This is a genomic window from Streptomyces sp. SID12501, from assembly GCF_010550245.1.
Lineage (GTDB): Bacteria > Actinomycetota > Actinomycetes > Streptomycetales > Streptomycetaceae > Streptomyces.
Genome location: NZ_JAAGLU010000007.1, coordinates 92,599 through 104,407 on the forward strand (window position 1 = coordinate 92,599; position 11,809 = coordinate 104,407).

The 11,809-nt window shown below is 68.7% G+C and carries 9 protein-coding genes; 2 read left to right on the forward strand and 7 right to left on the reverse strand.

Features of this window, described 5'->3' with window-relative positions; translation table 11 throughout:
- Position 1 precedes the first annotated feature (1 nt).
- The 5 genes from G3I71_RS09870 to G3I71_RS09890 form a co-directional block, all read right to left on the reverse strand.
- A complete protein-coding gene (locus tag G3I71_RS09870) occupies positions 2–1,312 on the reverse strand; it encodes a CpaF family protein (protein ID WP_164313587.1) in 1,311 nt (436 codons plus the stop codon).
- Complete coding sequence (locus G3I71_RS09875; RefSeq protein WP_164313588.1) at positions 1,309–2,226, reverse strand: hypothetical protein; 918 nt, start codon at positions 2,224–2,226, stop codon at positions 1,309–1,311. The genes G3I71_RS09870 and G3I71_RS09875 overlap by 4 nt, the downstream gene beginning before the upstream one ends.
- Positions 2,227–2,242: 16 nt before the next feature.
- The gene (locus G3I71_RS09880; RefSeq protein ID WP_164313589.1) at positions 2,243–2,968 is read right to left on the reverse strand and encodes a hypothetical protein; all 726 of its coding nucleotides are present in this window, start codon (positions 2,966–2,968) and stop codon (positions 2,243–2,245) included.
- A gap of 460 nt (positions 2,969–3,428) precedes the next feature.
- Positions 3,429–4,196: a hypothetical protein gene (locus G3I71_RS09885; protein WP_164313590.1), complete on the reverse strand. Its 768-nt coding sequence runs from the start codon at positions 4,194–4,196 to the stop codon at positions 3,429–3,431.
- A 45-nt stretch (positions 4,197–4,241) separates the two neighbouring features.
- Entirely contained in the window at positions 4,242–8,957 is a 4,716-nt protein-coding gene (locus G3I71_RS09890) for a DUF6531 domain-containing protein (protein ID WP_164313591.1), read from the reverse strand.
- Between the two features lie 240 nt (positions 8,958–9,197).
- On the opposite strand from G3I71_RS09890, the gene G3I71_RS09895 reads away from it, so the two are divergent.
- Both G3I71_RS09895 and G3I71_RS09900 read left to right on the forward strand, forming a co-directional pair.
- Positions 9,198–9,890 (forward strand): hypothetical protein, encoded by a 693-nt coding sequence (locus G3I71_RS09895; protein ID WP_164313502.1) that lies wholly within the window; start codon positions 9,198–9,200, stop codon positions 9,888–9,890.
- 100 nt (positions 9,891–9,990) lie between these two features.
- A complete protein-coding gene (locus G3I71_RS09900; protein ID WP_164313592.1) occupies positions 9,991–11,226 on the forward strand; it encodes an acyl-CoA dehydrogenase family protein in 1,236 nt (411 codons plus the stop codon).
- Positions 11,227–11,250: 24 nt separating this feature from the next.
- Here the strand turns inward: G3I71_RS09900 and G3I71_RS09905 are convergent, their stop codons facing one another.
- Together G3I71_RS09905 and G3I71_RS09910 are read right to left on the reverse strand one after the other, a co-directional pair.
- The gene (locus G3I71_RS09905) at positions 11,251–11,511 is read right to left on the reverse strand and encodes a type II toxin-antitoxin system RelE/ParE family toxin (RefSeq protein WP_164313593.1); all 261 of its coding nucleotides are present in this window, start codon (positions 11,509–11,511) and stop codon (positions 11,251–11,253) included.
- Complete coding sequence (locus tag G3I71_RS09910; RefSeq protein ID WP_164313594.1) at positions 11,508–11,783, reverse strand: type II toxin-antitoxin system Phd/YefM family antitoxin; 276 nt, start codon at positions 11,781–11,783, stop codon at positions 11,508–11,510. Before G3I71_RS09910 ends, G3I71_RS09905 begins: the two co-directional genes overlap by 4 nt.
- Positions 11,784–11,809 lie beyond the last annotated feature (26 nt).

Sequence of the window (11,809 nt, forward strand, 5' to 3'; positions counted from 1 at the left end):
GTCACCCCCAGTTCCCGCCGGGCAACCGGTACCCGTGCGCGACCAGATCGTCGAGGCAGGAGAGGGGCGCGTGCGGCACGACGCGGCCGTCCGGGGTCTCGGCGAAGACCTCGCTGGACAGCACGCGGCCGTCCACGCCGTTGACCTCACGGACCGACGTCACCATGCGCTGGAGCCGGCCGCCCGTATGGAAGTTGTTGCGCCGCTGGATGAAGACGACGAAGTTCACCGCGCCCGCGACCAACATCTGGCTGGCCTCGATGGGCAGCCGCTCCTTCGCCTGGAGCGCGTACGTGGAAATACGGTTGAAGACCTCGTGCGAGCTGTTCGCGTGGATCGTGGAGAGCGAACCGTCGTTGCCCTGCGACATCGCGTTGAGCATCGTCACGATCTCGTCGCCGAGCACCTCACCGACGATGACGCGCGAGGGGTTCATACGCAGCGACCGCCGCACCAGCTCGGCCATCGAAATCATGCCCAGGCCCTCGGAGTTGGGCAGCCGCTCCTCGAACGCCACGACGTTGGGGTGGAGTTCGGGGAACTGGTCGAGGCCCAGCTCCAGCGCACGCTCGACGGTGATGAGGCGCTCGTGCGGCGGGATCTCGTTGGCGAGGGCCCGAAGCAGCGTCGTCTTACCGGCGTTGGTGGCGCCCGCGATCATGATGTTCTTCCGGGCGCGCACGGCGCAGGCCATGAAGTGCGCGACCTCCGGGGCCACGGTCCCGTTCCCGACCAGGTCGGAGATGAAGACCTTGCCCATGCGCGCACGACGGATGGAGAGCGCGGGACGCCGGGTCACATCCATCACGGCGGACAGTCGCGACCCGTCCGGCAGCCGCAGGTCGAGCTGCGGGTTGGCGGAGTCGAAGGGGCGGGAGGAGAGCCCGGAGTAGGCGCCGAGCACCTGGATCAGCTCGATGAGCTCCTCGTCGGACTCCGCCACCGGGTCACCGGCGACCTCGCGCCCGTCGGAGTAGCCGACGAAGACCTGGTCGTACCCGTTGATGTCGATGTTCTCGACGTCGGCGTTGTCGAGCAGCGGCTGCAGCCGCCCGACGCCGAACAGCGCGGCGTGCACGGCAGCCGCGTACTGCTCCTCGGTCTCCGCGTCCAGCGGCGTACGCCCGGCGTTGATCTCGGTCCGGGCGTGGTCCTCAAGGATCTGGGCGATGACGGCCCGCGCGTACTGCCGCTCGTCCTCGGGGGACATCGGTGTGACGTTGGAGGCCTGGTCGAGCCGACGCTGCTCGGAGATCCGGTCACCGGCTTCCTGCCGGAACCGCTTGACCAGCGAGTGGTCGACAGCGGTCATCGGCCGGCTCCGGCATGGCCGGGCTGCCCACCGGCGTGACCGGGCTGCTGACCGGGCCGGCCATGCATCGGAGGCTGCTGCCCCAGACCCTGGCCCTGCACCTGGCTGGGTACGGTCCATGCGGCGCCGTACTGCTGGTACAGGTCCGAAGTCACCTTGCGGGCCGACCGGATGAGCATCGACTTGTCGAGCCGCCCGCGCTTGCGCCCGGCCAACTGCTCGGCTCCGGCCGGGTCTTCGGCGAGCGTGCCGACGACGCGTGCACCCGTCTGCGCGTGTACGAGCATGTCGTTGACCTGGTTGACCAGCTTGCCCGAGTTGTTGGGATCGGCGATGAGGACGACCCCGATGAGCGGCGTGGCGAGACTGGCGGCGCCGCGCGGACCGCCGTGCAGCTTGGTGGAGAGAGCGGCGGCACGGTCGCGAACCCGGGCAATGGCCTCGGGCTCGGTACGCGAGATGAGCAGCACGAGGGCGGCATGCGGGAACAGCTCGACGACAGGGGTGTCCCCGCTGATGCGTCCGCAGTCGGCGATGACGTCGGCGGGCGCGTTCGGGGAGTCACCGAGCTGCGCGAAGGCGCTGCCGAGGGTGGGCCAGAGCCCGGCGAGCCCGGCGGCCTGTTCGGCGATGCCGAGCCCGACGAGCACTTCGAGCCCGCCGCTCAACGGCTGTACGTGGTCCCAGAGTTGATCGGGAACAAGCCCGCGCCGGGCGGTCGCGGCGATGGACAGCATGCCGGTGTTGGGGTTGAGCATCCCGCCGTGCGCGGCGGCACTGCGGTAGACGAGGTCACCGCCGGCCGGGTCGGTCTCGGCGAGCAGCGCCCGCCGGGGCCAGACCGCCGCGAGCGCGACGGCCGCGGTGGTCACGCCGGGTGAACCCTTGTCGGCGGCGAGAACGATGAGCGCCATGGTTCCGGTGCCGCCTTCAGCTACTGGGGATGAGCACGAGAGCCACTTGACCGGCGGCAGCGGCCTGCGCCAGCTCGGCGGCCTTGGTGCTGTCGACGGTGAGCGTGACGGGCAGGTTGGTGCTGGTCACCGCGTCACTGTCATTGGTTCCCTGCAGGAAACTGACCTTCGCCTTGTCCACGATCAGGCTGGTGCCGGCGCCGGACGAGGAGGAGCCGCTGGAACCGGTGCTGGAGCCGGTGCCGGTGGTGCCGCCGACGCGGTAGGCGGCGACGAGGTCCCCCTGCTTGAGGTTGTTCGGGTACTGACCCGCCTTGAGGGAGAGTCCGACGGTGGCCTGCCCGGCGCCGAGGCCGGTCTCGCCGGTGAACATCTGCCCGACCGGGACGACTCCCGCAGGGATCGCGCTGACGGCCTTCAGCTTCATCAGAGCGTCCAACTGCTCCCACGGGATGTAGTCGATGCTGTCGTCGTCCGCGACCAGGACCGACGCCGTGTTCGCCTTGCTGACGGACCCCCCGGCCGGGATGGGTGCGGTCACCTTGACGACCTCGATCCGGTCCCCCGCCCGCAGCACGAGCATCGTCGCGCCCAGCGCACCGACCAGGATCAGCAGCACCGCAAGGGCGGCAAGAGCCGGTTTGCGCTCGCGGGGCGGCGTCGGGAGCCGCTCACCGGACATCGGCTGAGCGGGCACCGAGGAACGGCCGCCGCCCGCACCCGTACGCTCCTGGATCTTCACGCAACAGCTCCCCGTACACCCAAGAAAATTCTGCCAATTAAAGTGCCAAATAGGACACTTCACCCGCGATACGCGTGATGTGCGCGATACGCCCTTGCTGGACGTACCGCCCGATCCGGCCAATTAGCCAGCGCTGGAGTGAGTGTCAAGCCATGGCACCGTATCAGCCGCACATAAGCCCCTCAAGGCGCGTTCTGGATCGTGAACGACCCGGGGCACAACGTTATTCACGTGCAACTTCAGCCGTACGGTTCCCCGTTGGACAAAGCGATGCGGATACGACATCTGCTGTGCACGCGCGAATCCGTTGCCGACCCGACACCTGCAGGCCGGACGACCCGCGCCACCGCCCCGCCCTTCACCACGGGTCTGCCATGAGGCCTGCACGATTCGCTCACGCGATGAGGGACGGACAGGGACGGACGGGGACGGACCGATTACGTCGTACGAGGGACGTCCGTCACTGACGTGTGCCCTCCCGCAGCGCTCCCTCGAAGAGCTCCAGGACCTCGTCCAGGCTCATCTCACGCCGCTCATGCGCTACCGACCGCACACCCGACTGTTCTTCCGACACAATCCAGCCGCCGTCCCACTCCACCCGCCAGACCTTGCCCAAACGGTTCTCGAACTCCACGAATCCGCCTGCGGAGTTGGCCAGCTCGGGAATCTCCTGACGGACGATCCGCGGGTACGTCAGTGCGCGCCCGGGGTTGTTGCTTCCGCCACCGGTACGGGGATTGTCGAAGCTCATCTTCACGAACGGCACCGGCTCGCGCCCGATTTCGGCAGGGTGGAGCATTTTCGTGTACCTGGCCTCCGCTTCGGCGAGGGTCTCGCCCCCGGAGAACTCGCAGGCATACGCGGGAAAGACGACGTACGTCACCGCCGTGAGGTCGGGGTTCTGCGCCTTGTGATGTCCGTGGACCTCAGGGACGGCTGCCGCGACGGCGTCGAACTCGAATCCGGGCACCCGCAGGCCCTCCACGAAGCCGAGGAAACTCCCCGCCTCCGTCAGCTCCCGCTCGTGGGCGCGGGCGAAGGACAGCACCTCACGGGCGAGGCCCTCGTCGTGCCTGCCACGCTGGTTGGTCTGGAGGAGCCGCTTTCCGTCGTCGGTCAGAGCTCCCGCGAAGTGCAGTACCGGGTTGAGACTCCACCGCCATGCCCCGTCCAGGCCGTCAAGGGGGGCGACATTGCGGAAACCGGCGATGGTGGCCTGTAGATCCATGGTTCCTTCCAGGTGTGCTTCGGGGGCTCCGAGGTCAGGGGGAGGTCACGAGCACGAGTAGTTCGGGCCTGTGTCCTGGCTGTATCTGGCGTCCATCATGGCTCCGCCGCGCGAGTTCTTGCTCTTCTCCATGGCCTCCATGTTGTCCGGATCGTTGTAGAAGTCGTTGCGGGTCGGCCGGCCGGTGAGTCTGCCCTCCCGGTTCCAGTGGTCCACCACCGCTTCACGGTGCTCGTAGGTGACCGTCTCGTGGAACGGTTTGGAACCGGGGTTCGCCGGGTCCCAGATGATGTCACCGTTGCCGTCGAACCACGTCAGCTGATCCCGCGGAATCTTGTTCTTGGCGGAGTCCAGTGGCCGCTCGCCCTGGTCGACTCCTTCGAGCGTCCAGTTCTTGGCCATCTCGTCATGGGTCGACTCGCGATACCCGGACGGGTATTCGGACTTCCGGTTGTGCGCCGTCTCGGGAGCGTCGGGGTCGCGCGCGTACTGGCCGTTGCCCGTGTCGCGGTGCAGGCCGAGCGGGTCGATCCAGCGGTACGGGTTGGGCACGTACGCGGTGTCGTTGGAGGCGGGGGCGAGGCCGAGCGGGTCAGGGGTCGCGTAGTGGCCGGTCTCGGGGTCGTAGTAGCGGTGGTGGTTGTAGTGCCAGCCGGTCTCGGCATCGGCGTACTGGCCGGGAAAGCGCAGGGGGCAGTCGACCGTGCCCTCGGTACGACCGCTCGATGCGCTCGCCGTGTCCTGCCTCGGCAGCGGGAGCCCCCACAGAGTGGTGCGCCGCTGCCAGGCGAGCTCCCCTTCCTCGGATATGAGCTCGGCCGGCGCTCCGGAGAGGTCGGTCACCACGGCGTGGAAGCGCGTACCGAAGTCCGGATCTGCCGCACCACCCGGGCTACCCGCGTCACTGGGGCCACCGGGACCACCGGGGCCACCAGGGGCTCGATCGATCTGTGTCAGGGGCAGATGGGTCCCGGGCGCGTAGTCCCAGGTGGTGCTGTGTCCGCCGGGCGTGATCTGTTCCGCGAGGCGTTGGCCGTCCCAGGTGAAGCGGATTTCCTCGGCGACCGAGCCGTCGTCGGACACGCGCCGCTTCGCGACACGGCGGCCCGTGGGATCGTAGAGGTAGCGCCAGCGGGCTCCGCCCGGCGTGACGGTGCCGACGAGCTGGCTCAAGCTGTTCCAGGCGTAAGTCCGCACCCGCTTCTGGCCGTTGAGCAGCCGCCGTACCGACCGGACGACGCGGCCCTCCGCGTCCCGCTCGTACCGGGTCCGGCCGCAGCGTCGGACGAGCGTCCCGGTGAACTCCCGGTGCGTGTCGTCCCCGGACGTGGCCGGTGTCACGGCGCTGCTGAGGTTGCCGACGCCGTCGTAGGCGTACGACTCGGTCCAGTCGCGGGCGTGTACGGCGGTGACCCGGCCGGCCGGGTCGAGGTCGAACCGGCGTGTGCCGGTGGTGAGTTCGTCCAGCTCGGCAAGGTGGCCGTCAGCTCGGTAGGCGTACGTGCGGTGCTGGAGCAGGGTCTCGGCGCCCTCCGGGTGCCGGGCGAGCGTCTGCGCGGTGAGCCGGCCGGCCTCGTCCCACGACTGGCCGAGAGTCACTCCGTGTCCCAGCTCCCGGGCGATCTCGCGGCCTGCCGCGTCGAAGTCGAAGCCCAGCATGCGGCCTGCGGATTCCAGGCCCACCGGACGCCCGGCCGCGTCGTACGACCAGGTCGACACGGTGCCGGACGGCGTACGTCGCTCGACGCGGCGGCCGAGCGCGTCGTACCGGTACGTCGTGGTACTGCCGTTGACGCTCTCGGCGAGCAGTCGGCCCACCGTGTCGTACGTGCGCTGCAGCCGCACCTCCGGGCCGGTCTGCTCGACCAGGTGGCCCCTGGAGTCGTAGCGCAGCGAGGTGGTGTCGCCGTCGTGCCGGACCGACGTGGTGCGGCTCAGGGTGTCCCTGCCGAACGAGACGGTTTCGCCGGCTCCGTTGGTAAGGGACATCAGGGCGCCCATGGCGTTGACGTCGTAGGTGAGCGTGCGGCCGTTGAAGTCGGTTTCCGCGACGACCCGGTTCGCCTCGTCGTAGACGTATTCCCAGGTGGCCCCTTGCGGGTTGGTCACCCGGGTGAGGTTCAGCTCGGTGTCGTAGTCGAAGGCGTAGCGGGCACCGTCCGGGCGGGTGCGGACCGCGGCGAGGTTGAAGTGGGTGGGCGTGTACGCGCTGGTGTTGCCCGCGGGGTCGGTGTAGGTCACCAGATTGCCCGCGGCGTCCCAGTCGAACCGCTCCGCCGGCTCGTCGCCGGACACACGCCATGCCAGCCTGCCCTCGACCGTCCAGCCGAACCGCGTCGCGAGCCCGAGCGCGTCCGTGACGGAGGTGATCCGGCCGAAGGCGTCGTGCTCCAGGGTGGTGGTGCTGCCGAGGGGGTTGGCCAGCCGCACCGGCAGGCCCACGCCGTCACAGGCCGCGTCGCGCCGGTGCCCGAGGGCGTCCGTGACGGCGGTCAGGAAGCCCGCGTCATCGTATGTGTAGTGGGTCTCGGCGCCGGTGGGGTTGCGGGTGGCGATCCGGTTGCCGCGTTCGTCGTAGGTGTGGCGCCAGGCCACACCGTCCTCGCCGGCCTCGTCACCGGCTTCGTCCAGCACCACGACCGGCCGGTGGAACTCGTTGAAGACGGCCGAGGTGACGGATCCGTCGGGCCGCGTCACACGCGTCAGGTTGCCCGCGTCGTCGTACTCGTAGCGGAACGTGTGGTCCAGCGCGTCGGTCCGCGCCACGAGCCGGTCGGTGTCGTCCCACTCGTTGTGGACGGACTCGCCCCGCGCGTTCGTGGTCGAGACGAGCTGGCGGCGCTCGTTGTGGCGGTAACTGGTGGTGCGGGAGAGCGAGTCCGTGTAGTGGGTGGCCTGCGCCTGGGCGTCGTACTCGATGGTGCAGTCGAGGACACCGTCCGCGCCCTCGCCTCGGATGACGCGATCATGGTCGTCGTAGGTGAAGCGGTACCAGGAACCGATCCGGTCGGTCCATGAGCCGATTCGGCCCGCCAGGTCGTAGGTGAAGGTGTACGGCAGCCCGGAGGAGTCGTGCAGTTCCGTCAGATCGCCGGCCTCGTCATAGCCGTAGCGCAGGATCGTGGTGCCGTCGGGCCCGTCCGCCGGATTGCGCAGCCGCAGCCGGACGATACGGCCCTCCGCCGTGTCGACATGCACGTGGTAACCGCCGGAGTGGCGTACGGCCACGGGGGTGCCGTCGGATGTGCGGTCGAAGTGGACGCGGTTGCCGTTGCGATCGGATATCGCGGCCAGCGGCAGAGTGAACGCCGGGCCACGCCCGGCGTTGTCCGACGACGGGGCGAAATGCCGCGTGATCCCGGTCCCGGGGTCGGTGACCCGCAGCGCCCCCGGCTGGTCCGCGTCCCACGCCAGGGGCCACCGGGGCCCTGCTTCGGGCAGCACCGGTCGGTCCGGTCCTGGGACGGGATAGCAGAGGATCATGCCGTCCTCGGTGGCGAACAACGCCCCGTCGTCGTCGAGTTCGAGGCGCTCGTCGAAGGTCGACGCCCAGGACTCGCCGAACCAGGAGCCCCAGTGATAGGTCGACAGGTGGGTACGACGGAGGATGACGGGCAGCACACCGGGCAGGCCCACATCGGTCTGCTCGATCAGCATCTCGCCGGAGACCATGTCGATGGGATCGCCGTTCTTGCACCGCCCCTTGGCCGATTTGCTCTTGGCGACGGCGTCGTCGGCACCCTTGCGCAGGCCCTTGCCGAGGCCTTTGACCATGCCCTTGAGGCCCAACTTTCCGACCGTCTTCAGGCCCTTGGCGAGGCCACCGAGCGTCGTGAGCCCCTTCATGCCCGGGATGCAGTCCAGCGCGGCGAAGCCCACATCCCACAGGGACGCCTGTCCCTTGGAATACTTGTAGAGGGTGTCCGCGAGCACGACCAGGGCCGCGATCAGCACGATCACACCCAGAATCGGCCCCCCGATAATCATCGCGACGACCCCGACGACAGCGACGACGATCTTGCACACGGCGACGATGGTGTCCCAGTTGTCGACGAACCAGTCCCCGACGTCCTCCCACCAACTCCGGTTCTGGATACCGGCATCCGACGCCTCGTCGATCCTCCGCTTCGCCTCACCCGCCGCGTCCTCACGCATCCTGCGCGCGTCCTCAGCCATCTTCTTCGCCACATCCAACGCCGACTGCGCACCGTCCACGTCCGACTGGGCGCTGCTCTGGGCCGACTTGGCATGCTGGGCGTCCCGCGTGGCAGCCCGGACCTTCGCCTCGTCCGGCTTCTCGGCGGTCTTACTGCCGGTCGGATCGTCCTTGTACTTGTCGGACTCCTTCGTGGCCCGCGTCATCCACGAATCAGCGGAGGACAGACGGGACTTGGCCGACGACAGATCCGCCTGCGCCGCCCGCCCCTTCGCCAACGCCCTGTCCGCCAGCGCCTGCGCCCGCTCCAACTTCGGCCAGTAGTCCACCAGCGCGTCACCGCACAGGTCGTACGACTTCTTCAGCTTCTTCAGATTCTTCGGCACGTCCGAGAACTCGTCCTGGAACACCTCAGCGGTCTTGCCCGCCCACTCCAGCGTCTCGTTCTCCGACGCCATCCCCTTGATCAACCGCAACCCGTCCGCGACATCATCCGCGAAGTCATGCAACGTACGAGCCAGTTGACGCACACGGTCCGGATCACCCGGGGTCGGATCCTTGTCCAGGTCCAGCACGTGCCAGTCCGCCGGCCGGTACCCCACCATCCCGCAACCCCCGTCACGCCAACACCCTCACCAACAGCCGTACACACGCGCGAACTTACTGCGCTCGGGCGTTCGACGGGAAGGGCGGAAGGAGTGAGGGGTTCACGGGGAACACCACAGCATTGATCGTGCGGTTCGACTGTCACCGGTGCGAACCGCAGTGAAGGAGGCGGGTCCAAGTCCCTGTACGGTTCGCTCCCTTGAGACCGAACCCGAGCGCGAAACCGGAGCTCATCGCCCATGGACTGGTACCCCGACCGCGACGAGGATCTCCTGCTGCGCACCGCGGCCACGTTCGCGACGGGCATGGCCTCCCCGGTCTCGGGGCTGCGCTGGTTCCGGGACCCGGAACGCAACGACATCCAGGACGAGTTGCCGGGTTGGCCCCCAGCCCCGGTGCACGCCCCGCGCCCGGCAGGTGACCGCGCGGCCAGGGGTGTCGGCCGCGCCTTCCTGGTCGGGATCCCCTTGATCGGCAACATCGTCGCGAACCTCGGTGGCGCCTCCGGCTCGCCCTTCGGCGACGTTCCCGTACGGGGCGGAGCAAAGAACCCGGAGGAACCGCAGAACGAGGTCCACGACTTCCCGGTCATGTGGGCCGCCCCGGACACACTCGCCCGTACCGTCCCCTGGCAACTGGACCGAACCCGCCGCCCGAAGGGTTACGTCACCGACCTCGTCCTCACCGACCGCCGACTGCTCTTCCTGGGCACCCGCCACGGCACGGGCGCGCTGGAACAGGCGGATGTACTGGCCGAGTTCGCCCGGAAGGCCATCGCCGGAGCCCGTCGTATGCCGTACTGCGAGACCGGCACGGACGTACGCCTGACCTTCACCGACGAGTCCTGGGTACGCCTGTCCATCGGACACCGGAACAACGCCGAACGCTTCTGCGCCCTCCTGCCCCTCCCCTCCGAGAACAGCAACTCCTGACACCACAGGGCCGGTTGACAGCCGATCCGCCCCGCGCGACGGTGGGAACTTCGCCGTGCCCGGAGTACCCGAAGTACCAGGAGCACCCGGAGGTTCGCCCATGGCTCAGCCCGCAACCTCGCACCCCGCCGACGCTGCCAACACCGCCGCCGGCCTCGTAGACCGCATACGGGCGCTGCAACCGCTCATCCGCGAGCACGCGCCGCGCACGGAGCAGGAGCGGCGGGTGACGCCCGAGGTGGTCGCGGCCCTGACGGACGCCGGCGTCTACCGCATGAACGTCCCCCGCCGGTACGGCGGTTACCAGTCCCCCCTGCACACCCAGGTCGACGCCCTGTCCGAGATCGCCGCCGCCTGCGGCTCGGCCGGCTTCATGGCTCTGATCCAGGCCGGCTGCGCCTACATCGCGGCGCTCTTCCCGGACGAGGCCCAGGACGAGATCTTCGCCTCCCCCGACGTACGGGTCGGCGGCACCCTCATCCCCGACGCCACGGCCGTCGCGCAACCCGACGGCAGCTATGTCGTCAACGGCACCTCGGCCTTCGCCACCGGCTGCCGGGACGCCGACTGGCACCTGCTGACGGTCCGCGTCGAGCCCGCTGCCGGGACATCCGACAGCCCGCCCGGACCTCCCGGCCCACCCGAACTCCTCTGGGCCGCCGTCCCGATGACCGACCTGGAGATCCTCGACGACTGGTACGTGTCAGGGTTGGCAGGCAGCGGCAGCAACAGCGTGGTTGCCCGGGACGTCATGGTCCCCGCCCACCGCGTCCTACCCGTGGGACCCCTGCTCGACGGCACGATCGCGTCGAAGACCAATGCCGCCGACCCGTTCTACGGCATGCCGGTACTGCTCCTCTTCTGCGCCTGGACGCCCCCGAACGCCCTCGGCCTGGCCCGCTCGGCGCTGACGGAGTTCACGGAGCGCATCCACCACCGGGGCATCACGTACACCTTCCACGAACGCCAGAACGAGGCGACGGTCACCCACCTCCAGGCGGCCGAGGCGGCGATGAAGATCACCTGCGCCGAGCTGCTGACCACCGACTTCGTCACGACGATCGAGTCAAGGGCGGCGACCCGCACCCCGTACACCTCAGCGGAACGAGCCAGGATCAGGGCCCAGAGCGGCTACACGACCCGCCTCTGCAAAGAGGCCATAGACCTGATCGCCTCCGCCTCCGGCGCATCCTCCCTGCACCGCGAGGTCCCCATCCAACGAACGGTCCGAGACATCCACGCCCTGAGCCTCCACTCGTTCGTCAACCCGACGACCAACCTGGAGCTGTACGGACGGGTGCTGTCGGGACTGGACGCGGGGACGCCGTTCCTTTAACGGATGCCAAGTCCTACCAGCCCCTTACCGAGGACGGTCGCTTCGGCCGACGCTGAGGACGTCGACGGTGACCGTCTTGTCCCGCACTTCATACATGACTCGGTAGAAACCGAGCAGCAGCCGGTGGATGTCGCTGGTGCCGAGGCGGGAGGAGTTGGTGGGATTCGGGTTGTCCGCAAGGTCATACACCGCAGCAGTGATGAGCATCGCCGCGTCCTCATGCCTCTCGTTGAGAGCGGCAAGCTGGTCGATGGCAGCGTCCGACCAGACGATCTCGTAGGTCACCGCTTCCGCGTCCCGTCAGCGTTCAGGCCGAAGCGCGCGGCCACATCCGCATGGGACACCCAGCGTGTGGCGCCGGCCTTGCTCTCCTCCGCGGCAGCAAGATCACGCTGATCCTCGAGTTGCTGGAAGTAGTCGAGCAGCTCTATCGGGATCACAGCCGCGACGGGAGTGCCGTGATCTGTGATCTCCACAGTTCTACCGCCGTGCCGCACTTCATTGACGACCTTGCCCAGGTTGTTCCGGGCATCCGTGAGCGTGTAAGAGGCGTCCATACAGCAAATCCTACACTTTGTAGGCT